A 24,766-nucleotide genomic window follows, 5' to 3' on the forward strand; every position below is an offset into this window, starting at 1 on the left:
TGCTGGGTAGCTATGTCAGGACGGGATAAACGCTGAAAGCATCTAAGCGTGAAGCCCACCTCAAGATGAGATTTCCCATAGCGTAAGCTAGTAAGACCCCTTGAAGAACACAAGGTTGATAGGTCAGAGGTGTAAGTGCAGTAATGCATTCAGCTGACTGATACTAATAGGTCGAGGGCTTGATCTAGAATTTTAGTACTCTGTGCAATTTTGAAAGAACATAGTTCTTTCTATAATATCTGGTGATTATGGCTTGAAGGTAACACCCGTACCCATTCCGAACACGAAGGTTAAGCTTCAAAGCGCCAATGGTACTGCCGGGGAGGCCCGGTGGGAGAGTAGGTCGTTGCCAGATAAATTTATTCCGTGGTAGCTCAATGGCAGAGCATTCGGCTGTTAACCGAAGGGTTGGAGGTTCGAGCCCTCTCCACGGAGCCATTTTTATTTATAATTAAATATATGATTGATAATATTAGTCTAAGATTACATTATATTTTGTAATTTTAGGCTTTTTTTATCTTTAAGATACAAATAATATAATAATACTAATATATTTTAAATTTGTTGCATAATAATATCAAGTATGGAAAAAAATATAATATCAAATAATTTTGAAAATTATATTTTTTCTAAAGGATTTTTTATTCTTTGATAGAATATATAAAACAAAGACAAAAAGTATGTTAGGGGGCATTGCTTATGAAAGAGTATAAAACAAGAAACTTGAGAAACTTAGGTATTATAGGGCACAGTGGTTCAGGTAAGACAACTCTTGCAGATGCAATATTATATCGTACCAAATCTGTAGATAGATTTGGAAAAGTAGATGAGGAAAGTAGCATATTTGATTATGATACGGAAGAAAGAAAAAGGAGAATATCAATTTCTACTGCAGTAGCTAATTGTGAGTGGGATGATATAAAAATCAACTTAGTAGATATGCCAGGATACTTTGACTTTGTAGGAGAAATGATAGAAGGTTTGAGAGCTATAGATGTAGCACTTATAGTGCTTTCAGGATCATCTGGAGTTCAAGTAGGAACAGAAAAAGCATGGGAATATGTAAATGAGCATAATCTTTCTAGAGCATTTTATATAAATAAGTTAGATAGAGAAAATAGCAATTTCCAAAAATGTTTATTAGAGTTAAAGGATAGGTTTGGTATATCAGTGGTTCCAATTCAGTATCCAATAGGAGAAGAGAGTGGATTTCAAGGAGTTGTGAATGTTATTTCCAATAAAGCTATGATATATAACCCTAAAAAAGATGATATAGAAGAAGCAGATGTGCCACCTGAATTATATGACAAGGTTAAAGAATGTAAAAACATGATAATGGAGGCAGTTGCAGAAACAAATGAGGAACTTTTAGATAAGTATTTTAGTGAAGGTGAACTAAGCGAAGAAGAAATATTTAGAGGATTAATAAATGGATGTGCTAGTGGTGAAATAGCTCCTGTTATGTGTGGATCTGCTTTAACTGGAAAAGGTGTAAAGACATTAATTGATGATATAATAGAGTGTTTCCCATGTCCAGAAGACATATCAGCTATAAAGGCTAAAAGTGTAAAAGATAATAAGGAAATAGAGGTAAAGATTTCTGAAGATGGACCATTTTCAGCTTTTATATTTAAAACTATTGCAGATCCATTCATAGGAAAGTTATCAATGTTTAGAGTTATTACAGGTAAAGCAAGTCCAGATATTATGGCGTACAATAGTAATAAAGATAAACAAGAAAAGTTAGGCGCACTGTATTTTATGAAAGGGAAGCAGCAAGTTAACACTGATAGTATAATAGCTGGAGATATAGGGGCAGTTGCAAAACTTCAATATACTAGCACAGGAGATACGTTATGTGATAGTAATTGTCGAATAATATTTGAAGAGATAAAATTCCCACACCCTTCAATGGCTATGTCTGTAATTCCTAAATCTAAGAATGATGAAGATAAGATCTCTAGTGGCTTGAACAGGCTATTAGAAGAAGATCCTACATTTAATATTTCAAGGGATTTGGAGTATGCAGAAACAATAATCTCAGGAACAGGAGAAACTCACCTAGAAGTTATAGCAAATAAATTAAAAAATAAGTTTGGGGTTGAGGTAACTCTTGAAACGCCTAAAGTTGCCTACAGGGAAACTATAAGAAAAATCTCTGATGTACAAGGAAAGCATAAAAAGCAATCCGGTGGACACGGGCAGTATGGAGATGTGAAGGTAAAATTTGAACCAAGATCTGATGGAGATGAACTAGAATTTGTAGATCAAGTTGTAGGCGGGGTAGTACCAAGGCAGTATATACCAGCAGTAGAAAAAGGACTTAGAGAATGCATACAGCATGGTGTATTAGCTGGATATCCTATGATAAGACTTAAAGCTACTTTGCATGATGGTTCTTACCATCCAGTAGATTCATCAGAAATGGCATTTAAAATGGCAGCATCTTTAGCATATAAAAAGGGTATTCAAGATGCTGAGCCAGTACTACTAGAACCTGTAATGCATGTAGAAATATTAATACCTGACGAATATATGGGAGATATAATAGGAGATTTAAATAAAAAGAGAGGTAGAGTTCTTGGTATGGAACAGTCGGGTAAAAACCAGAAGGTTATAGCAGAAGTTCCACAAGCTGAGATGTTTAAATATGCAACTGATTTAAGATCACTAACTCAAGCAAAAGGAAGCTTTATTATGAGGTTTGAAAGGTATGATGAAGTTCCTCATTTAGAAGCACTTAAAATAATTGAAGAGAGAAAAAAGGAAAAGGAAGCTTTATAAAATGAAAATTGAAATCCGGTATATATTATATACCGGATTTTTTATTAATAATTTTCACAAAATACTTCGAAGTAATCTTTTGGATGATTACATGAAGGACATACATTAGGAGCTTCTATGCCTTCATGGATATATCCACAATTATTACATTTCCATAAAACAATTTCATCTTTTTTAAATACTGTATCATTCTCTATATTGTTAAGCAATTTTTTAAATCTCGCTTCATGTCTTTCTTCAACCTTACTAATATTTTTGAAGCTTAAAGCTATTTCCTTAAATCCTTCTTCTTCTGCAATTCTAGCAAATTCAGGATATGCTTTAGAATGTTCTTCATGCTCTCCGGCAACAGCATAGCTTAGATTTTCTTTTGTAGTACCAAGTCCTACAGGATAATCTGCAGTAATAGTTACAGCTTCGCCATTTAAATCTTTATTTAAATGTTTAAAGAACACTTTTGCATGTTCTTTTTCATTTTCAGCGGTTTCCATAAATATATTGGAAATTTGAACATAGCCTTCCTTTTTAGCTGTAGATGCATAGTATGTATATCTGGTTCTAGCTTGTGATTCACCAGCGAAAGCCTTTAATAAATTCTCAGCAGTTTTAGTTCCCTTTAATGATTTTTCCATATATTACCCTCCTCAAATTTTGATATAATAAATATTGTTAGGAAAATTATAACACTAATCTGTAAAAAAAATAAGTGAAATTTCAGTAAATTATATAAGAATTCATCCTTATTAAAATATATTGGTATATTTTCAATTTTGTTTACAAAAGCTAACTAAGAGGAAAAGAGGAAGGGAGTTATTTTATGTCAGATTTTAGGCTAGATATAAGAGATAGGATAATATTGGAGGATTATAGCGTGTTGTATGATTACATGGATATTCCATCAGAAAATGATAGACTTACTATAAATATAAAAAATAATGAAAGCGAAGATATAGATTTACTATGCAAAATTTTATTGGATAAAGGATTTGATATAATAAATGAAAATAGAGATGATGATTGGAATTGTAATATAATAGCAAATAGAAGAAATAAATTACATTAAAGCTATGATATAATAAATATCAATTATTAAATTTGGGGGAAGGGTTATGAATAAGGAATTTGTAATAGGGATAGATTTAGGTGGAACTAAAATAAATACGGCTATAGTGGATTTTCAAGGGAATATAATTAAACAGATTAATATTCCAACATTAGCAAGTGAGGGAGAGAATGTAGTTTTAAATAGAATTATTAAAACTATAGATGAAGTTTTAAACAAATCTCAAATTAAAATTGAAAATATTAGGGCAATAGGTATAGGTGCACCAGGGCCATTGGATTCAAAGGAGGGAATAATAATTACTACACCCAATTTGCCCTTTAAAAACTTTAATATTATAAATCCAATAAAAAAAATATACAATATAAATACTTATATAGATAATGATGGGAATGTGGCAGCTATAGGAGAACATACATTTGGAGCAGGAAAGGGTTCTAACAATATGATATACATTACAGTAAGTACAGGTATAGGAGGAGGAGCTATATTAAATGGCAATATATATAGAGGAAATACCTGTAATGCTTTAGAGGTAGGGCATATGACATTAGATCCTAAAGGACCATTATGTAATTGTGGAAATTACGGATGTGCTGAGGTTTTAGCTTCTGGCACATCCATAGGAAGACAAGGAAGACAAGCTATAGAAAAAAAAGTGATAACTAGTTTAAGTAAGTATTCTGATATTACAGCATATGAGGTGTTTAATGAAGCAAAAAATGGTGATAAGGTATGCAGTGAAATAGTTAATAAAAGTTTAAATTACTTGGGAATTTGTATAGCAAATTTAGTTAGTATCTTTGATCCAGAAGTTGTAATAATAGGGGGAGGGGTATCCAAGGCTGGCGAAGTAGTTTTTAATACTGTAAAAAATGTAGTGAAAATGAGGTGCTTTAAGATTCTTGCTGATTCTTGTGAAATACTTCCTGCAAGGTTAAGTACTAACTCAGGAGTAATAGGAGCAGCGGCACTTGCGTTAAGGGAGGAGAATATATTATGACAACCACTATATATATAACTAGGCATGGGCAAACTGAGTGGAATGTAGAGAAAAGAATGCAGGGATGGAGCGATTCTCCGCTTACGGAATTAGGAATTCAGCAGGCAAAGTGGCTTGAGGAGAGATTAAAGGATACTAAATTAGATGTCATATATTCGAGTCCTATTAATAGAGCTTTGAGCACAGCTAATATAGTGAATAGTAAGAGGAATATACCTCTTTACACAGATTCAAGACTTAGAGAAATTAATATGGGGATATGGGAAGGTTTAACTCAAGATCAAATAGAAAAACTTTATAGTAAAGAGTTATATAATTTCTGGAATGCACCTAAATTATACAAGCCATATAGTGGAGAGACATTTTTTCAGGTAAGACAAAGAACAAAAGAACTAGTAAAAGAGATTATAAGTGAAAACATTGGAAAAGATATATTAATAGTAACACATACAATTACATTAAAAGCTATAATGAGTTTTTTTCAAAATGCATTAATAGAGGATTTTTGGAGTCCTCCATTCATTCATCCTACAAGTTTAACCATAGTGAGAGCAGAAAATGAAAGATTTGAAGTACTATTAAATGCAGATAGTTCACATTTAAGAAACTTGAAAGAAGTAAAAACTATATAATAAAGGTAAGGGGTGTAAATTATAACCATGACGGAGAGATTATATTATACTAATCCATATATTGAAGAATGGAATGCTAGCATAAAAGAAGTATTTCAAGAGGATGGTAAGTTTTATGTAATTTTAGATAAAACAGCATTTTTTCCAGGGGGAGGAGGCCAGCCTGAAGATAGAGGGTTCATAGATGGGTTAGAGGTAAAAAGTGTGTTTGAAAGAGAAAAAGAAATAATTCATGTTTTAGAAGAGAAGCCTGATTTAGCAGAAGTAAAATGTAAGCTTGATTTTTCAAAAAGGTTTTATTATATGCAGCAGCATGCAGGGGAACATTTGTTATCAGCGGTATTATACGATATTTATGGTACTCAAAATGATGGGTTTCACATGGGGGATGAGTATACAACTATTGATAATTCAATTAAAAACTTTACAGATGATATGATAAATGAAGTAGAAAAAAGGGCAAATGATTATATATATAAGGATATAGCTATTATAGATTATTTTGTAGACTATGAAAAAGTCTCTAATTTAAATTTAAGAAAACCATGCACCGTAGAAGAAGATATAAGGATAGTGGAAATACAAGGAATAGATCGTATAGCGTGTTGTGGAACCCATGTAAGAAGCACAGGTCAAATAGGATTAATAAAAATAGTTAAGATTGAAAATTATAAGGGAATGACTAGGATATATTTTAAGTGTGGACAAAAAGCTTTTGAGGACTATCAACAAAAGCATAAGATTGTAGCAACTTTAAATAGAAATTATTCATCTACTGATAGGGGAATTTTAGATAAAGTAACTAATGAAAGTTTACAGGTAAAGGTACTATCTAAGCAAGTAAAAGAACTTAAAGAAAAGTTAATGGAATTTCGTGCTCAAGATATAGTTAAGGAAGTAAATAATTTAACATTATTTAAGACCTTTAACGAAGAAACCTTTGAGGAAATTCAAATTATTAATAGATTTATTATGGCCAAAAGCCATAGTATAAATATATTAGTTTCAAAAAAAGATAAGAAAGTAATATTATCTCATGATGGAACATTTGACTTGAATTGCGGAAAAGTCTTTAAAGAAAATATAAGTAATTTTCAGGGAAGAGGTGGCGGTGGTGATAAACATTGCCAAGGTGGTTTTCTTAAAGAAGAGGATTTAAATAAGTTTAGTGAGTTTTTAAGCTATAAGATTAGTAAATATATTAAATAAACTTTGATTTGTTTATTGACTAGAGTATATAAAATTCAAATTATGAGAAAATAATAGTTTTTAAGAGAAAATGTTAACTAATTTACTATAAATGGCATAGAAATCTATAATTTTATTTATTTGAATATTGCATTTAAGTAAGTAAAATTATAATATTTAATTAAAGTCAAAGAAAGTCAAAGTCAGGGGGTGCAAACGTGGCAAGGCTATCTGATATTATCGAAGAGTTTATTAAACAATTATTGCAAGATAACGATGAAAGTGAATTGCAAATTCAACGTAATGAATTGGCTAATTATTTTAGATGTGCCCCTTCTCAAATAAATTATGTTCTTACTACCAGATTTACTACGGATAGGGGATATTATGTAGAAAGTAAAAGGGGGGGCGGAGGCTGCATAATAATTAAACATGTGGATTTTAGCCATAATAAAAAGCTTATGCAGGCTGTAAATTTACAAATAGGGGATAGTATCACTTTTGACAAATCTTTAAAAATAATAAATTATTTACAAGAGAATGATTTAGTCTCTGAGAGAGAGGCTTATATCATGAAAATGGCTATTAATGATAGAAATTTGAATTTATTACAAGAAAATAAAAATACATTTAGAGCAGAGTTATTAAAAAGTATGCTATCTGTTTTATCAGTTTAGTAAGCAATAATTTTAAATATGAATAAAGTTTTATTTTAGGAGGCAATAGTTATGATGTGTGAAGTATGTAAAAGCAATGAAGCTTATGTACACATAACTAAAATAGTTAATGGAGTAAAACAGGAGCTAAATTTATGTGAATCGTGTGCTAAGCAGTTTCAAGGGATGGCTTACCCGGGAAATATAAATGTAAACTCTCCTTTTAGCTTTCAGCAATTAATAGGATTAATAATAGAAGGGGTTAATTATTCATCTTCTTTAGATAAAAGTTCTAATATAAAATGCGAAAAATGTGGAACCACATATAAAGATTTTAAAGAAAATGGGTTTTTAGGATGTGGTGAGTGTTATAAAAATTTCAAGAGTTCCACCATTCCTGTAATAAAAAGAGTACAAGGAAGTATAGAGCATAAAGGCAAAATTCCGTGTAAACAAGGCAAAGAAATAATAAACAAAAGAAGAATGCTTGAATTAAAGGAAGAACTTAAAAAAACTATAGAATCCGAGGAATATGAAAAGGCAGCAGAAATTAGAGATTTAATAAGAGAGATGGAAAAGGAAGGGTAGGGATTAGGATGCAAAATTGGATACATTCATCCTATAATGAAGATGGCATAATTTTAAGCAGTAGAATAAGACTAGCGAGAAACTTAAAGGATAAATCCTTTCCGCATAAATTATCTGAAGAACAGGGTCGAGAAATTGTAAAAGAAGTTGAAGAAGTATTTTATGATAATGTTAATAAGGATGATTTTAATACCAGATATCTTTGGCAAACTAATTTTGTAGATGATGGAATCTATTTAGAAAAACATTTCATAAGTGATAGATTGATTTCTAATAAAAATAAAGCTGCTTTTATAATAAATGATGAAGAAACCATAAGTGTTATGATAAATGAGGAAGATCATTTAAGAATACAATGTATTACATCTGGCTATAATCTAGATGAAGCATATAAGGCTGCAAATGATTTAGATGATAAATTAGAGGGAAAGTTGCAGTACGCCTATGATGAAGAATTGGGATATTTAACAGCATGTCCCACTAATGTAGGCACAGCACTAAGAGCTTCGGTTATGATTCATTTGCCAGCACTTACTATGAATAACGAAGTTTCTAAAATCTTTAATGCATTAAATCAAGTTGGAATTACGGTTAGAGGATTATATGGTGAAGGATCTAAGGCTCAAGGTAATTTATATCAAGTTTCCAATCAGGTAACTTTAGGATTAACAGAACAAGAAATAATAAACAATCTGAAGCTAGTTGTAAATCAATTAATAAGCGAAGAAAAGCGTGCTAGGGAGATGCTTTTAAATACTCATTTAACCCAGCTAGAAGATAAAATATATAGATCCTTAGGAATTCTAAAATTTTCAAGGATTTTAAATGGCGATGAGTGCTTAAAATTACTTTCCTATGTAAGACTTGGATTAGAAATGGGCATAATTAAGGATGTAAATAAGAATACATTAAATGAATTGCTTTTAATTTCACAGCGATATATGATTGATAAAATAGCTTCAAAGGAATTAAGTTACTCTGAAAGAGATATACTTAGGGCGAAAATTGTAAGAGATAAGTTAAAATAATTTTAAATGGTGGTGAATTATTATGATGTTTGGAAGATTTACTGAAAGAGCTCAAAAGGTGCTTATGTATGCTCAGGAAGAGGCGAAAAACTTACAACATGGTTATGTAGGAACGGAGCATATATTGTTAGGTATTTTAAGGGAAGATAGTATGTCACAAAATTTATTAAATAATATGAATGTAACTTTAAATGATGTAAAAGAACTCATTGAAGAATATGAGGGAAAAGGAGATATAGATATATACAGAAATGAGATACCACTTACTCCTCGTACAAAAAGATTATTAGAATTAAGTTTATTAGAAGCTAGAAACTTAAATCATAACTTCATATGTCCAGAGCATATTTTACTAGCGCTTATTAAGGAATCAGAAGGTATTGCATTTACAATATTAAATAATTTGGGAGTAGATTTTGAGAAGTTAAGAAAAGAGCTTTTGGAAAACTTATCTGGAGAGCAATCATCTAATACAGTTAATTCAGCTAAGAGAACTAACGAAGATACTCCAAGCTTAAATCAGTTTGGTAGGGATCTTACTGAAATGGCTAGGGAGGGTAAATTAGATCCTGTTATAGGAAGAGATAAGGAAACTCAAAGAGTTCTTGAGATACTTTGTAGAAGAACTAAAAATAATCCTTGTTTAATAGGAGATCCAGGGGTAGGTAAAACAGCTATAGCAGAAGGGTTATCTCAAAAGATAGTTTCAGGAAATATTCCTGAAATTTTAAAGGACAAAAGAGTTGTTACGTTAGATTTATCATCAATGATAGCAGGGGCAAAATATAGAGGTGAATTTGAAGATAGGCTAAAAAAAATAATGGAAGAAATAAGACGAGTGGGAAATGTAATACTATTTATTGATGAAATACACACTATAGTAGGAGCCGGTGCAGCAGAGGGTGCAATTGATGCATCAAATATATTAAAGCCTGCATTAGCTAGAGGAGAAATACAATGCATAGGAGCAACTACTATAGAGGAATATAGGAAGTATATAGAAAAAGATGCTGCATTAGAAAGAAGATTTCAACCTATTACGGTAGGAGAACCATCTAAAGAGGAAGCAATACTTATATTAAAAGGATTAAGAGATAAATATGAAGCTCATCATAGAGTAAAAATAACTGATGATGCAATACTCGCTGCAGTTAATTTATCAGATAGATATATAACTGATAGATTTTTACCAGATAAAGCTATTGATCTTATAGATGAAGCTGCATCAAAGGTTAGAATTGAAAATATGGTAGCTCCTCCAGATGTGAAAAAGATGGAAGAAGAGCTTGAAACCATAACTCAAGAAAAAGAGGATGCTATAAGAGTACAGGATTTTGAAAAGGCTGCTCAGCTAAGAGATAGGGAAAAAGAAATTAAAGAAAAGCTTGATAATATAAAAACAGATTGGAAGACACAAAAACAGGCATCTACGCTAACAGTAGGAGAGGATCAAATAGCAGCTGTAGTTGCAAAATGGACTAATATACCTGCTGAAAGACTAACACAAAAGGAATCTGAAAAACTATTAAAGCTAGAAGAAATATTGCACAATAGGGTAATAGGGCAGAGCGAAGCCGTTAAATCTGTGGCAAGAGCAGTAAGAAGAGCTAGGGTAGGACTAAAGGATCCGAAAAGGCCTATAGGTTCATTTATATTTTTAGGACCTACTGGGGTAGGTAAAACAGAGCTTTCTAAGGCACTAGCTGAGTCCATTTTCGGAGATGAAAACAGCATGATAAGGATTGATATGTCTGAATATATGGAGAAGCATACAGTATCTAGACTAGTAGGATCTCCTCCAGGATATGTAGGATATGATGAGGGAGGGCAGTTAACTGAAAAGGTTAGAAGAAATCCCTATTCTGTAGTTTTATTTGATGAAATAGAAAAGGCACATCCTGAGGTGTTTAATATATTACTACAGATATTAGAAGATGGAAGATTAACTGATGGTAAAGGTAAAACAGTAGATTTTAAAAATACGCTTATAATTATGACTTCTAATGTAGGTGCATCCACTATTAAAAGGCAAAAATCATTAGGATTCTCTGTGGCTTCCAATGAAAGTGAAGATCAATATGAAAAAATGAAGGAAAATGTTATGGAAGAATTAAGAAGATCCTTCAGACCTGAATTTTTAAATAGAATAGATGATATAATTGTATTTCATCAATTAGAACAGGAAGATCTACAGAAAATAGTAGGATTGATGCTTAGAACTGTAAGCGAAAGATTAAATGAACAAGGTATAAATATAAAATTTGATAGAGAAGCAGAATTGCTTCTAGCTAAAGAAGGGTTTGATCAAGTATATGGTGCAAGACCTCTTAGAAGAGCAATAACTAAAACCGTAGAAGACAAACTTTCAGAAGAAATATTAAGAGGAAATATTAAGAAGAATGAAGATATACTTGTTACAGTAAAAGATGATAAACTAGATTTTGTAAAACAATAATAGCAATAAACAAGGAAGTTTTATGAATAATAAAACTTCCTTGTTTATTATTAACAAAACTTTGTAATAATATTGTATAATAGTTATTTGTACAGAATATTGGGAGTTGATTATATGGCAAAAGTAAAAGCCGTGTTTGTATGTCAAAAATGTGGATATGAATCTCCTAAATGGTTAGGGAAATGCCCTGACTGTGATAGTTGGAATAGTATGATTGAGGAGGTAAAGACTTCGGTAAGTAAGACAGCTTCAATAGGGCTTACAAGTGAAAAGAAAACTAATCCACAAAGTATATTAGATATTAAGTCTATTCAGTATGAGAGAATGAATACTGGAATTAATGAACTTAACCGTGTATTGGGTGGAGGAATAGTTAAAGGTTCTCTCACATTAATATCTGGAGATCCTGGGATAGGAAAATCTACTTTGCTTTTGCAGGCTGCAAATGAAATATCTAATAGATATGGCAAGGTTTTATATATATCTGGGGAGGAATCAGAAGAGCAGATTAAGATGAGAGGAGAGAGACTTGATACATTATCAAAAGAATTATATGTGGTGTCTGAAACAAATGTAGAAACAATTAAGAATCATATAGAAAATATATCCCCTATTTTTATAATTATAGATTCTATTCAAACTTTATTTAATCCACAAATTACTTCAGCACCTGGAACAGTATCTCAAGTAAAGGAAAGTTCAAACGAAATAATGCGTATAGGGAAAACTAAAAATATTCCATTTTTTATAGTGGCTCATGTGACTAAGCAAGGAGCTTTAGCAGGACCAAAGGTACTAGAACATATGGTAGATACTGTATTAAGTTTTGAGGGAGAAAGGACTCAAGAATTTAGGATACTTAGAACAATGAAAAATAGATTTGGAACTACTAGTGAAATCGGAGTTTTTGAGATGAAGGAAGAAGGATTAGCGGAAATTTCGAATCCATCTGAGGCATTTTTAGAGGATATTCAGTTTCAAAAGGAAGGTTCAGTAGTGATAGGTATTATGGAAGGAACCAGGCCTATTTTAGTAGAAGTTCAGGCACTAGTAAGTGAAACAAAAGCATATATGCCTAGAAGAACTGCAGTAGGAGTAGATAATACGAGACTTAATCTTATTTTAGCTGTTTTGGAGAAAAAGTTAAAGATTCCATTTTATACATCTGATGTATATGTAAATGTTGTTGGAGGATTAAATATTGAGGGCACGTTTGCTGATCTAGGAATTGCCCTGGCACTAATTTCTAGTGCCAAGAATAATGCTGTAAATTTAGAAAAACTTGCAGTTATTGGAGAAATTGGATTAACTGGTGAAGTAAGACCTGTTTCATTTTCAGAAAGAATAATAAATGAAGCTTTTAAAATGGGGTTTACTAATTTTATAGTTCCATTACGTAACAAGGGTAAGATAAATACCGAAGGGATTAACGTAATAGGGGTTTCTACATTAAAAGAAGTGATAAGTAAAGTATTTTAAAACATAGGGTGTGAGTAAAGTGAGATTTGAAAAAGATAAGGAACTTATGAGTATTTTAAAAATAATGGCTCCAGGTACTTTTCTAAGAGAAGGATTAGAAAATATTTTAAGAGCAAAAACAGGCGGATTAATAGTGCTAGGAGATAACGAACAGATTTTGGGGTTAGTAGATGGAGGATTTACCATTAGCTCAGAATATAGTCCCTCCTATGTATATGAACTAGCAAAAATGGACGGAGCAATAGTTATAAGCACTGATTTAAAAAAAATTATTAAGGCAAATGCTCAATTAATGCCAGATTCTAATATACCAACCTTTGAAACAGGAACTAGACATAGAACAGCGGATAGAATGGCTAAGCAAACAGGAAGTATTGTTATAGCTATTTCTCAGAGAAGAAACATAATCACTGTTTATAAAGGAAGTATAAAATATGTGTTAAGAGATAGCAGTGTAATCTTAGGTAGAGCTAATCAAGCACTACAAACCTTAGAGAAGTATGTATCTGTATTAGATAGAGTGGTAAATAACTTAAATACCTTGGAATTTCAAGATTTAGTGACATTATTTGATGTGATGACAGCTATACAAAGAATGGAAATGGTAATGAGGATAGTAATTGAAATAGAAAGATATATTTGTGAATTAGGTAATGAAGGTAGATTGATTTCTATGCAGCTTAATGAATTAATTAAGTCTGTAGAGCAAGATGAAATATTCCTTATAAGAGACTATTGTGAAAGTTATATGGATTATACGGAAGTATATAAGCAAGTTCAAAATATGTCATCTGAAGATTTACTTAATTTAGATATTATATCAAAGTTCTTAGGATATGTAGGAGTTCCTTTAGTAGATACACTTATATCTCCAAGAGGATATAGAATGCTTAATAAGATTCCTAGAATACCAGCTAATGTAATAGAAAATTTGGTGAAGAATTTCCAAGAACTTAAAGCAGTAATGGAAGCTTCTTATGATCAATTAGATAAGGTGGAAGGAATAGGAGAGGCTAGAGCAAAGGCCATAAAAAATGGACTTAGAAGATTAAGAGAACAGATTATGATAGATAGACAGATTCCTTATAGATAGTTAGCAAAAAGTAAGTAAATATCCTTTACTTAGGATACTTACTTACTTCTTTATCTTAATGAATATTTACCTAACGTACCTATTTTATTATGTTCTTTTAATAAAATATCATATAAATTTAAGTCTAATATGTTACATAATGAAGTTAAATAAAATAGGTTATTTCCTATTTCACGCTCGATTATATCTCTACAATTATCACATAAGGCACCTTCTAAATGAGTTTTTAAAAGATGACTCATATCCTCAATATCAGTATTATCATTTGGAAGTTCCTGTTTTTTTCCGCAAATTTCTATGCATCCGCAATTAGTAACAGATTTTGCTACAGCCCTATTAATTCTACATTCGGATTCCTGTAACTTTGTAAGTATATCCAATATACTTTTATGTCTTAATAGAGATTCATCAACTACATTTTGAAAACTGTCATAAATTAAATCTTTCATTTTAGTCAACTCCTAACAAATAAGATTAACAAGCGTAACTAAATAGATAATTGTAAATAAGAAAATTTATAGTTTATCTCCATAAATTATTTATATATATATGATAAAGTAAAATTAATAAACTTAATAGGGGGTGGAAATAAATAAAAATTGGTAAATAAACAATTAAATTATACGGTAATTATTGAAAATTGCTAATTATTAAGATATATTAGAAATGACTGAATTTAATTTGTAAATTATGTTAATAATTATTTTAGGAGGTGAAGAAATGTTAAAAAAAATATTAAGAGGATTATTTACAATTATAGGTCTTTTATTTGGATACTTTATTGGAGAGTCCTTATTAAAATCTAATTTACTTGTGGAACTTAATCATTTTCAAAATAGCCCTATTAAAACGGTATTATTCTTAATATTATCAACTTTATCATTCGGATTCATATTATTTATAATTTCCCCATGGATAACTTTTATAATTATAAAAATCATGGATTATGTAGAAAAGAGTATCCAAAGGCTTCCGGCAAATGAGGTTATTTCTGGAACATTAGGAGGTATTTTAGGTCTTGCTATATCTGCATTGTTTGTAAATTTATTAGCTCGTGTACCAGTGCTTGGAGTACCTTTAGCAGTTGTAGTAGCTGTTATAATGGGTGCCTTGGGGGCTAATATAGGTCTTAGAAAAAGAGATGATATAATGAATTTGTTTTCAGGACTAAAAAAAGCTGGTTATGGAAGTAAGGATAAAAAGGGTAAGGGATATAAAGCGGACCCTAAAATTTTAGATACTTCAGTCATAATTGACGGTAGAATATTTGATTTATGTCAAACAGGATTTATAGAGGGAACCCTTGTGATACCTAATTTTGTTTTAGAAGAATTAAGACATATTGCAGATTCTTCAGATGGATTAAAGAGGAATAGGGGCAGAAGAGGTCTTGATGTTCTAAATAAAATCCAAAAGGAATTAAATATTGACGTACAAATTTATGAAAAGGACTTTCCTGATATAGCAGAAGTTGATAGTAAACTTTTAAAACTTGCACAAGTTCTAAGTGGTAAAGTAATAACTAATGACTATAATTTAAATAAAGTAGCTGAATTTCAAGGAGTACCTGTATTAAATATTAATGAACTGGCAAATGCCATAAAACCAGTGGTACTTCCAGGCGAAGAAATGAGAATTCAGATAGTTAAGGATGGTAAAGAATCCAATCAGGGAGTAGCTTACTTAGATGATGGAACAATGATTGTAGTAGAAGGTGGAAAAAAGCACATTGGAGAAATTGTAGATGTTACAGTAACTTCTGTACTTCAAACTGCAGCAGGTAGAATGATATTTGCAAAACAAAAGGAGAACTTTGAATAAAGAGTTATGAAAGAGGGCTGGATATGTGTAAAGCTTGTGCTGTAATAGTGGCAGGTGGAAAAGGGAAAAGGATAAATGCTGGTATAAACAAGCAGTTTATAGAGATAAATGGAAAGCCTATAATTTACTATACACTAAAAGTTTTTCAACTACATGAAGATATAGAAAGTATAGTATTAGTAGCTGCTCCTGAAGAAGTTGAGTATTGTAAGAGGGAGATAGTGCAAAAATATAAGTTTAGTAAAGTTACTCATATTGTATCAGGAGGAGCTGAAAGAAGAGACTCTGTATTTAATGGATTAAAGGCTGTAAAAAATTCCGAAGTTGTGCTAATACATGATGGGGCCAGGCCGTTTGTAAGCAGTGATGTTATAACACAGGGAATAAAATTTGCAAGCTTATATGGAGCTAGTTGTTCTAGCGTTTTACCAAAGGATACTATAAAAATAAGAGATGAAAATGGGTTTTCTAAGAAAACATTAAATAGAGATACCTTAGCATGTTTACAAACTCCTCAATGTTTTAAATATGATATAATTTATAAAAGTCATGAAGGGATTCAGAAACTTAAAGATAATTTTACTGACGATACTTCAGTAGTGGAATATTTTGGACACCATGTATATCTATACTCTGGAGATTATAGAAATATTAAAATAACAACTCCAGAAGATCTACTAATAGCAAAAAGTTTATTAGGAGAAAATTAAAGAAACAAGCAAGGTCTTGACAGAAAATTGTCTTTTACTATAGTATAGATATAGTGAAATTAATATTATGCTATGATGAAGAATAGTAAAAACAAACTACAGAGAGAAGACCCTAGGCTGAAAGGTGTTCACTGTTTTGAACCTGCTTCGGAGCTGTAGTATAAAACTACCGGTGATAACCGTTATCAAAAGTGAGTAAAAAAGTTAGGTGGTACCGCGTATGTTCGCCCTAAGAGGGGCGGGCATATTTTTTGTATCTAAATAATGAATTTAATATATATTTTAATTATATAGGAGGAATTTATATGAGATTATCTAACATGCTTATCAGCACTTTAAGGGAAGTTCCAGCGGAAGCTGAGATAGTAAGTCATCAGCTTATGTTAAGGGCTGGAATGATGAGAAAAATGGCTTCAGGAATTTATAATTTTATGCCTTTAGGCTTAAGAGTTATTAAGAAAATAGAAGATATAGTTAGAGACGAAATGGATAAGGCAGGTGCACAGGAATTTTTGGCATCAGCAATTCTTCCTTCAGAACTTTGGAAGGAATCAGGAAGATGGGAAGTTTTTGGACCTGAAATGTTTAAATTAAAGGATAGAAATGAAAGAGAATTTTGCTTAGGACCAACTCATGAGGAAGTATTTACAGATATAGCAAGAAATGAAATAAAATCTTATAAACAGTTACCTTTAAACCTTTATCAAATACAAACAAAGTATAGAGATGAGAGAAGACCAAGATTTGGTGTTATGAGATCTAGAGAATTTGTAATGAAAGATGCATATAGTTTTGATAAGGACTATGAGGCACTAGATAGATCATATAATACCATGTATGAAACATATTATAATATATTTAAAAGATGTGGCTTAAGCTGCCAATCTGTAGAAGCTGATTCAGGAGCTATGGGTGGCTCAGGTTCCGCTGAATTTATGGTTAAATCAGAAATAGGTGAAGATGAGATAGCATTTTGTACAGCTTGTGAATATGCTGCAAATGTAGAAAAGGCTCCATCTACGCCAGCAGTTGCAGAAGCTGAAGATTTAAAGCTAATTACAAAGGAAGCTACACCAAATATAAAAACAATCGATCAGTTAGTTGAGTTTTTTAAAACTACTCCTGAGAAGTTTGCAAAAACACTTATTTATAAGGTAGATGATAAAGTAGTAGCGGTAATGGTAAGAGGAGATAGAGAAGCAAATGAAGTTAAGATAATAAATGCTTTAGGTGGAGCAGTTTCTTTTGAAATGGCAAATGAAAAAGTGGTTAGAGAAGCTACATCTGCAGAAATAGGATTTGCAGGACCTCTAGGAATAAAGGTAGATACTTTGCTAGTTGATGAAGAAGTTAGCAAAATGTATAATTTTATTATAGGTGCTAATGACACAGGTTATCATTATATAAATGCTAATTATGGAAGAGATTTTGAAGGGAAAGTAGGAGATTTTAGAAGAGTCGTAGAAGGTGATAAGTGTCCAAAATGTGGCGAAAGCTTAACTGTAGCAAGGGGAGTAGAAGTAGGACATATTTTCAAATTGGGAACAAAATATTCAGAAACAATGGGTGCTAACTTCCAAGATGAAAATGGTGAAAATAAACCTCTTGTAATGGGATGTTATGGCATAGGTATAAATAGAACAATGGCAACTGTTATAGAGCAAAACCATGACGAAAATGGAATAGTATGGCCATTATCTATAGCGCCTTACCAGGTGACGGTAATTCCAGCAGTGATGAAAGATGAGGATCAGGTTAAAACTGCAGAAGAAATTTATAATAAGCTTAAGTCTATGGGAGTAGAAGTTCTTTTAGATGATAGAAATGAAAGAGCTGGAGTAAAGTTTAAGGATGCAGATTTAATTGGTATTCCTATGAGAATTACTGTAGGTAAAAAGATACAAGAAGGTAAAATAGAATTTAAATTAAGAGACTCAAGTGATATAGAAGTTCTAGAATTAGGGGATATTTACAACAAGGTAAAATCAGAGTTTGAAAAAAAGGGCATAAGATTATAGGTTTGTAATATAGCAAGATTTATCAATAGATATAGAAAAAGTTTTATGGAGGAGGCAATGGGTATGAAAGTATTTAACACATTAACTAGAAAAAAAGAAGAATTTGTTCCTTTACAATCGGGGATTGTGAATATGTATGTATGTGGTCCAACTGTATACAACTTTTTTCATATAGGAAATGGAAGAACCTTTATAGTATTTGATACAGTAAGAAGATATTTTGAATATAGAGGATATAAGGTTAACTTCGTACAAAATTTTACAGATATAGACGATAAGATGATAAAAAGAGCAAATGAAGAAAATATTACTGTAAAAGAATTAGGAGATAGATTTATAGAAGAATATTATAAAGATGCAGATGCATTAAATATTGAAAGAGCTACTATAAATCCACGTGCAACAGAATTTATCGATGAAATAATTAATTTTGTAAAAGATTTAATTGATAAGGGATATGCATATGAAGTAAATGGAGATGTTTATTTTAATACTAAAAGTTTTAAGGAATATGGAAAGTTATCTGGTCAAAATTTAGATGATTTACAAGCGGGAGCAAGAATTAATATCGACGAGAGAAAGAATGATCCAATGGATTTTGCTATTTGGAAGAAACAAAAGCCTAACGAGCCTGCTTGGGAAAGTCCATGGGGAATGGGAAGACCAGGATGGCATATAGAGTGCTCTTGTATGGCTCATAAGTTATTAGGAGAAACCATAGATATTCATGCAGGTGGTCATGATCTTATATTCCCGCATCATGAAAATGAAATAGCACAAAGTGAATGTAGAACAGGAAAAGCCTTTGCAAAATATTGGATGCATTCAGCATTTTTAAATGTTAATAATGAGAAAATGTCTAAATCACTTAATAATTTTTTTACAGCAAGAGAAATATTAGATAAATATGAACCAGATGTAGTTAGATTATTCATGTTATCAGGACATTATAGAACTCAACTTAACTTTTCAGAAGAATCTTTAGAAGCTTCTAAGGCTGCAATAGAAAGACTGTATAACGCTATATCAAATTTAGAAAATCTTTTGCAAGAAGTAAAGGTTGAGGTTGCAAGTGACAGTGAAAGAGAATATTTAAAACATTTAAGTGAATATAAAGATAAATATATAGAAAAGATGGATGATGATTTTAATACCGCAGATGGGATATCTGTTATATTTGACATGATAAGAGATATGAATACAAATATAACTACTGAATCATCTAAAGAGTCAGTAAACTATTGCTTAAGTCTTATAAGAGAACTTGGAAGTCCTTTGGGAATACTTCAAAAGACTACAAAGACAACTCTAGAAAAGGAAATAGAAGAGTTAATAGGAAAAAGACAAGAGGCAAGAAAACAAAAGAACTGGGCTCTATCAGATGAAATAAGAGATAGTTTAAAAGCAAGAGGAATAGTTCTTGAAGATACTCCTCAAGGAGTTAGATGGAAGAAAGTAGATTAAAATTTTAAGAAATAAGGAAGAATAATAATGGAAATGTCTTTTTTAGAGAATAGATTTACTCCTGCAGAAGCTAGATATTTAAATCCTCTTGTATTAGCTTTTGTGGGGGATGCTATTTATGAGGTATTTGTAAGGGCATATTTAGTAGATAATTATAGAGATATGCATGTACACAAACTTCATAAAAGGGCTGTAGAATTTGTGAAAGCTCAAGCTCAAAGTGAGTTTGCAAAAAATATAATTGATGAATTAACTGAAGAGGAATTCTCGATTTTTAAAAGAGGAAGGAACACTAAATCAGCCACAGTCCCTAAAAATGCTGATGTTCAGGATTATAGGATGGCTACAGGATTCGAAAGCCTTATTGGATATTTATATTTAACCGAACAAAGTGATAGACTAAAATGTGTATTGAATAGAGTACTTGATGTTTACAAACAAAATAATAGTCAGGATAGGTAAGTTTAGGGGGAAGCGAAATTGTTGAAAGTAAGATTATTAGAACATACACCAAATCCAGAAAGAGTCATAGCTGAAGCTGCAAAATTATGCTATAGCTCTGTTGGTGTAGATGAGATAGAAACTAATCTAGATAAAGATAAAATAGAAAAGTTCTTAAATATGCTTATGTCTTATGGACATGAATCACCAATAGAGCATGTTTCATTTACTTTTGCAGCAGAGGGAATATCGAGAAGTTTGTCTCATCAATTAGTTAGACATAGAATAGCATCATATTCACAGCAAAGCCAGAGATATGTGAAGCTTGATCAATTTGAATATATAATTCCACCGGAAATAGCTAAGAATGAGGAAGCTAAAATATTATTTCAAAAATCCATGGAAGATAGTCAAAGGTCTTATAATGAAATAGTTAAGCTTTTAGAAGAGGGATATTTAGAACGAGGTATTACAAAAAGTTCTGCTGAGAAAAAAGCTATAGAAGATGCTAGATATGTATTCCCCAATGCTTGTGAAACTAAAATAGTATTTACTATGAATGCCAGAAGCTTAATGAACTTTTTTAGACATAGATGTTGTAATAGAGCTCAATGGGAAATTAGAAACTTAGCAGATGCTATGCTAGTAGAGGTTAAAAAGGTAGCACCTATTTTATTTAGATATAGCGGACCTTCCTGTATAAATAATGCTTGCCCAGAAGGAAAAATGAGTTGTGGCAATATAGAATCAGTGAGAAAAAAATATAAAGAAGAACTTTAAGATAAAAAGAGGGATCAATTATGAGTGAAAATATATTAGAAGGAAGAAATGCAGTAATAGAAGCGTTAAAGGCAGATACTACTATAGAGCAGGTGTTAGTAGCTAAAGGAGATACCAAGGGTTCTATTAATTTGATACTTTCATTGGCACGTGAAAAAAAGGTAGTAGTAAAAGAGGTGGATAGAAAAAAACTGGATTCGATTTCAGAAACGGGAAGTCATCAGGGGGTAATAGCATATAAGACACCCTATAAATATTGTGATGTAGCAGATATACTAGATTATGCTAAGGAAAAAGGAGAAAAACCTTTTATAGTTATTTTAGATGAAATAGAAGATCCTCATAATTTTGGTGCAATCATAAGAACTGCAGAGGTGTCTGGAGTACATGGTATAATCATTTCTAAGAGAAGAAGTGTTGGTGTGACACCAACGGTATATAAATCCTCAGCAGGAGCTGTGGAACATGTGAAAATTGCAAAGGTGTCTAATATAAATAGTACAATAGATGAATTGAAGGAAAACGGAATTTGGGTATATGGTGCTGACATTAAAGGAGAGCAGTACTGCTATGAAGCTAATTTAGAAGGAAGTATAGCGCTTATAATTGGCAGTGAGGGCAAGGGTATGTCTAAATTAACTCAAGAAAAATGTGATGTGTTAATAAAAATCCCTATGCTTGGAAGAGTTAATTCTCTAAACGCTTCTGTGGCGGGGGGCATATTGATGTATGAAATATTAAAGCAACGATTGGTCAGAGAGAAAAAGTGAGAAATGTATTTGTAGATGGGTATAATGTAATAAATAGTTGGCCAAATTTAAAAAAAATAAAAAATTATAGTTTAGAATCCGCCAGAGAGAAGCTTATAGAAACATTACAGAACTATGCTTCTTTTAATGGATACAAGATTTTTTTGGTTTTTGATGCACATATGGTAGAGAAAAGTATTGAAAAAAGGGAAAAGTACGGAGAAAATTTGGTTGCGGTGTTTACTAAAGAAAATGAAACAGCAGATAGCTTTATTGAAAGAATAGTAAATAATGTAGGAAGAAAAATAGAGGTTTTTGTAGTAACATCGGATGCATTAGAACAACAATTAATATTCCAAAGGGGGGCAATTAGAATGTCCTCCTTGGAATTTTATCATGAAGTGAAAAGTGTAGAAAAAAGAATAAATACAAACATAGAAAAAAGTTCTATAAGAGAAAAAATAACTTTAGAAGAGCGAATAGATGAAAATGTTCTGGAAAAACTTCAAAAAATTCGCAAAAGTTGAGTAAATTCCTTGACTATGAAAATGCTTGTAAGGTATAATTTAACTTGTAGCACAAATATCTAGGGGGGATGTTATGTGGGAAAAGGGGTTGTCAGTAAGAGTGCGAATACTCAATTGTTAAAGTATAAGGAAATGTTGGATGAAGAAATAGTAAGTCAAGCTAAAACAGGAGATTCAAGAGCTCAGGAATATTTAATTAATAAATATGAGAATTTTGTAAAATCTAAAGCAAAGTCATATTTTTTAATAGGAGCCGATAAAGAAGATATTTATCAAGAAGGAATGATAGGCTTGTATAAAGCTATTAGAGATTTTAAACCAGACAAATTATCTTCATTTAAAGCATTTGCAGAACTTTGTGTCACAAGGCAAATAATTACAGCGATAAAAACGGCTACTAGGCAAAAACATATACCGTTAAATACGTATATTTCTCTTAATAAGCCCATTTATGATGAAGAGTCAGATAGAACATTAATGGATATTTTATCTGAAGCAAGGGTTGCAGATCCTGAAGAGTTAATAATAAGCAGGGAAGAAATAAATCATATACAAACCGAAATAGGGGAAGTGCTATCTGATTTAGAGATGGAAGTATTAATGTCGTACATAGATGGTAAGTCGTATCAAGAAATCGCATGTGATTTGGATAGGCATGCTAAATCTATAGATAATGCGCTTCAACGTGTAAAAAGAAAATTGGAAAAATGTTTAAACATTAAATAAATTTTATATTGACAAAGTGTAGTAGTTATATTAAAATTAGTAATCGGTATACAGTGTTTTATTTGTATGCTGATTTGAACTATTCGGGCGGGAGTAGTTCAGTGGTAGAACACTAGCTTCCCAAGCTAGTTGCCGCGGGTTCAATCCCCGTTTCCCGCTCCAGAGTTTCGTTTTCCAAATTGCCCATATAGCTCAGTAGGTAGAGCGTCACCTTGGTAAGGTGGAGGTCACCGGTTCAATCCCGGTTATGGGCTCCATATTTTTTACATATGTAATAACATAAACACACCAGGGTAAGTTTACTCAAGTAAAAATAATTGTTTAACATAAAGGAGGAAATAAAAAATGGCAAAGGCAAAATTTGAAAGAAACAAACCTCATGTAAACATAGGAACAATAGGTCACGTAGACCATGGTAAGACAACATTAACAGCAGCAATAACAACAGTATTATCAAAAAAGGGATTTGCTGAAGCGTTTGACTATGCATCAATAGATAAGGCACCAGAAGAAAGAGAAAGAGGAATTACAATCAACACAGCACACGTTGAATATCAGACAGAAAACAGACACTATGCACACGTTGATTGTCCAGGACATGCTGACTATGTTAAGAACATGATAACAGGGGCAGCACAGATGGATGGAGCTATCTTAGTTGTAAGTGCAGCAGATGGTCCAATGCCACAGACAAGAGAACACATACTACTAGCTTCCAGAGTTGGAGTTGAAAAAATAGTAGTATTCTTAAACAAAGCAGATATGGTAGATGATCCAGAATTAATCGAATTAGTTGAAATGGAAATAAGAGAATTATTAAGTGAATACGGATTCGATGGAGACGAAGCACCAATCGTAGTAGGATCAGCACTACAAGCATTAGAAAACCCAACAGATGAAGAAAAGACAAAACCAATAATGGACTTAATGGCAGCAGTAGATGAATATATCCCAACTCCAGAAAGAGCAACTGACAAACCATTCTTAATGCCAGTAGAAGATATCTTCACAATCACTGGAAGAGGAACAGTTGCAACAGGAAGAGTTGAATCAGGAATATTAAAAGTAGCTGATGAAGTAGAAGTAGTAGGATTAACTGAAGAAAAGAGAAAGACAGTAGTAACAGGAATAGAAATGTTCAGAAAGTTACTTGATTCAGCAATGGCAGGAGACAACATTGGAGCATTATTAAGAGGAGTACAGAGAGATGACATCGAAAGAGGTCAAGTATTAGCAGCACCAAATTCTGTACACCCACACAAGAAATTCGTAGGTCAAGTATACGTATTAAAGAAAGAAGAAGGCGGAAGACACACACCATTCTTCGACGGATATAGACCACAGTTCTATTTCAGAACAACAGACGTTACAGGATCAATCAAATTACCAGATGGAATGGAAATGGTAATGCCTGGAGACCACATAGACATGAAAGTTGAATTAATCACTCCAATAGCTATGGATGAAGGATTAAGATTCGCTATCAGAGAAGGTGGAAGAACAGTAGGTTCAGGTGTTGTTACTACAATAGAAGAATAATAAAAAATTAGGACTGGGTTTC

Annotated in this window: 23 protein-coding genes, 3 tRNA genes and 2 rRNA genes; 26 read left to right on the forward strand and 2 right to left on the reverse strand. The window is 31.9% G+C overall.

Annotation, left to right across the window (positions count from 1 at the left end; all coding sequences use genetic code 11):
* The 4 genes from BSD9I1_RS16870 to fusA all read left to right on the forward strand — a co-directional run.
* Positions 1-187, forward strand: a 23S ribosomal RNA gene (locus tag BSD9I1_RS16870); the annotation flags it as partial.
* 51 nt (positions 188-238) lie between these two features.
* A 5S ribosomal RNA gene (gene rrf, locus BSD9I1_RS16875) occupies positions 239-355 on the forward strand.
* Positions 356-363: 8 nt separating this feature from the next.
* Positions 364-438: transfer RNA gene (locus BSD9I1_RS16880), tRNA-Asn, on the forward strand.
* Between the two features lie 261 nt (positions 439-699).
* A complete protein-coding gene (fusA, locus tag BSD9I1_RS16885) occupies positions 700-2,784 on the forward strand; it encodes an elongation factor G (protein ID WP_035307026.1) in 2,085 nt (694 codons plus the stop codon).
* Positions 2,785-2,828: 44 nt separating this feature from the next.
* On the opposite strand, the gene rbr is transcribed toward fusA, so the two are convergent.
* Positions 2,829-3,416, reverse strand: a complete 588-nt coding sequence (gene rbr / locus BSD9I1_RS16890; RefSeq protein WP_186431311.1) for a rubrerythrin — start codon at positions 3,414-3,416, stop codon at positions 2,829-2,831.
* Positions 3,417-3,601: 185 nt separating this feature from the next.
* Between rbr and BSD9I1_RS16895 the strand changes: the two genes are divergently transcribed.
* The 10 genes from BSD9I1_RS16895 (at position 3,602) to disA (ending at position 13,969) form a co-directional block, all read left to right on the forward strand.
* A complete protein-coding gene (locus BSD9I1_RS16895; protein ID WP_035307031.1) occupies positions 3,602-3,847 on the forward strand; it encodes a hypothetical protein in 246 nt (81 codons plus the stop codon).
* 46 nt (positions 3,848-3,893) lie between these two features.
* Positions 3,894-4,850, forward strand: coding sequence for an ROK family protein (locus tag BSD9I1_RS16900; RefSeq protein ID WP_186431312.1), 957 nt, complete (start codon positions 3,894-3,896; stop codon positions 4,848-4,850).
* Positions 4,847-5,482 (forward strand): histidine phosphatase family protein, encoded by a 636-nt coding sequence (locus tag BSD9I1_RS16905; protein WP_186431313.1) that lies wholly within the window; start codon positions 4,847-4,849, stop codon positions 5,480-5,482. Before BSD9I1_RS16900 ends, BSD9I1_RS16905 begins: the two co-directional genes overlap by 4 nt.
* 27 nt (positions 5,483-5,509) lie before the next feature.
* On the forward strand, positions 5,510-6,691 hold the full coding sequence (locus BSD9I1_RS16910; RefSeq protein WP_186431314.1) for a DHHA1 domain-containing protein: 1,182 nt from the start codon (positions 5,510-5,512) through the stop codon (positions 6,689-6,691).
* Between the two features lie 197 nt (positions 6,692-6,888).
* Positions 6,889-7,347 (forward strand): CtsR family transcriptional regulator, encoded by a 459-nt coding sequence (locus BSD9I1_RS16915; RefSeq protein WP_186431315.1) that lies wholly within the window; start codon positions 6,889-6,891, stop codon positions 7,345-7,347.
* A 51-nt stretch (positions 7,348-7,398) separates the two neighbouring features.
* Entirely contained in the window at positions 7,399-7,914 is a 516-nt protein-coding gene (locus tag BSD9I1_RS16920) for a UvrB/UvrC motif-containing protein (RefSeq protein WP_186431316.1), read from the forward strand.
* A gap of 8 nt (positions 7,915-7,922) precedes the next feature.
* Positions 7,923-8,942 (forward strand): protein arginine kinase, encoded by a 1,020-nt coding sequence (locus tag BSD9I1_RS16925; protein WP_186431317.1) that lies wholly within the window; start codon positions 7,923-7,925, stop codon positions 8,940-8,942.
* 22 nt (positions 8,943-8,964) lie between these two features.
* Positions 8,965-11,397, forward strand: a complete 2,433-nt coding sequence (locus BSD9I1_RS16930; protein WP_186431318.1) for an ATP-dependent Clp protease ATP-binding subunit — start codon at positions 8,965-8,967, stop codon at positions 11,395-11,397.
* A gap of 114 nt (positions 11,398-11,511) precedes the next feature.
* On the forward strand, positions 11,512-12,876 hold the full coding sequence (gene radA, locus BSD9I1_RS16935; RefSeq protein ID WP_186431319.1) for a DNA repair protein RadA: 1,365 nt from the start codon (positions 11,512-11,514) through the stop codon (positions 12,874-12,876).
* A gap of 19 nt (positions 12,877-12,895) precedes the next feature.
* A complete protein-coding gene (gene disA / locus BSD9I1_RS16940; RefSeq protein ID WP_035307055.1) occupies positions 12,896-13,969 on the forward strand; it encodes a DNA integrity scanning diadenylate cyclase DisA in 1,074 nt (357 codons plus the stop codon).
* 50 nt (positions 13,970-14,019) lie between these two features.
* On the opposite strand, the gene BSD9I1_RS16945 is transcribed toward disA, so the two are convergent.
* Positions 14,020-14,418, reverse strand: a complete 399-nt coding sequence (locus BSD9I1_RS16945; RefSeq protein ID WP_035307058.1) for a hypothetical protein — start codon at positions 14,416-14,418, stop codon at positions 14,020-14,022.
* A 271-nt stretch (positions 14,419-14,689) separates the two neighbouring features.
* Here BSD9I1_RS16945 and BSD9I1_RS16950 point away from each other — a divergent pair, with 271 nt between their 5' ends.
* The 12 genes from BSD9I1_RS16950 (at position 14,690) to tuf (ending at position 24,744) form a co-directional block, all read left to right on the forward strand.
* Complete coding sequence (locus BSD9I1_RS16950) at positions 14,690-15,790, forward strand: PIN/TRAM domain-containing protein (protein WP_186431320.1); 1,101 nt, start codon at positions 14,690-14,692, stop codon at positions 15,788-15,790.
* Positions 15,791-15,813: 23 nt separating this feature from the next.
* Positions 15,814-16,500: a 2-C-methyl-D-erythritol 4-phosphate cytidylyltransferase gene (gene ispD / locus BSD9I1_RS16955; protein ID WP_186431321.1), complete on the forward strand. Its 687-nt coding sequence runs from the start codon at positions 15,814-15,816 to the stop codon at positions 16,498-16,500.
* A 305-nt stretch (positions 16,501-16,805) separates the two neighbouring features.
* On the forward strand, positions 16,806-18,518 hold the full coding sequence (locus BSD9I1_RS16960; protein ID WP_186431322.1) for a proline--tRNA ligase: 1,713 nt from the start codon (positions 16,806-16,808) through the stop codon (positions 18,516-18,518).
* A 63-nt stretch (positions 18,519-18,581) separates the two neighbouring features.
* Positions 18,582-19,982: a cysteine--tRNA ligase gene (gene cysS, locus BSD9I1_RS16965; protein WP_035307067.1), complete on the forward strand. Its 1,401-nt coding sequence runs from the start codon at positions 18,582-18,584 to the stop codon at positions 19,980-19,982.
* Positions 19,983-20,009: 27 nt separating this feature from the next.
* A complete protein-coding gene (locus tag BSD9I1_RS16970) occupies positions 20,010-20,444 on the forward strand; it encodes a Mini-ribonuclease 3 (RefSeq protein WP_186431323.1) in 435 nt (144 codons plus the stop codon).
* Positions 20,445-20,462: 18 nt separating this feature from the next.
* Positions 20,463-21,203, forward strand: a complete 741-nt coding sequence (gene thyX, locus BSD9I1_RS16975; protein ID WP_186431324.1) for an FAD-dependent thymidylate synthase — start codon at positions 20,463-20,465, stop codon at positions 21,201-21,203.
* A gap of 20 nt (positions 21,204-21,223) precedes the next feature.
* Positions 21,224-21,973: a 23S rRNA (guanosine(2251)-2'-O)-methyltransferase RlmB gene (rlmB, locus tag BSD9I1_RS16980; protein ID WP_186431325.1), complete on the forward strand. Its 750-nt coding sequence runs from the start codon at positions 21,224-21,226 to the stop codon at positions 21,971-21,973.
* Entirely contained in the window at positions 21,970-22,479 is a 510-nt protein-coding gene (locus tag BSD9I1_RS16985; protein WP_186431326.1) for an NYN domain-containing protein, read from the forward strand. Before rlmB ends, BSD9I1_RS16985 begins: the two co-directional genes overlap by 4 nt.
* Positions 22,480-22,554: 75 nt before the next feature.
* A complete protein-coding gene (gene sigH / locus BSD9I1_RS16990) occupies positions 22,555-23,205 on the forward strand; it encodes an RNA polymerase sporulation sigma factor SigH (protein WP_186431327.1) in 651 nt (216 codons plus the stop codon).
* Positions 23,206-23,292: 87 nt separating this feature from the next.
* Positions 23,293-23,367 (forward strand) — tRNA-Gly (locus tag BSD9I1_RS16995).
* Between the two features lie 19 nt (positions 23,368-23,386).
* A tRNA-Thr gene (locus tag BSD9I1_RS17000) sits at positions 23,387-23,462 on the forward strand.
* 88 nt (positions 23,463-23,550) lie between these two features.
* On the forward strand, positions 23,551-24,744 hold the full coding sequence (gene tuf / locus BSD9I1_RS17005; protein ID WP_186431328.1) for an elongation factor Tu: 1,194 nt from the start codon (positions 23,551-23,553) through the stop codon (positions 24,742-24,744).
* The last annotated feature ends 22 nt before the right edge of the window (positions 24,745-24,766 follow it).

This window comes from Clostridium sp. BSD9I1 (assembly GCF_900185645.1).
Classification (GTDB): Bacteria; Bacillota; Clostridia; order Clostridiales; family Clostridiaceae; genus Clostridium_AK.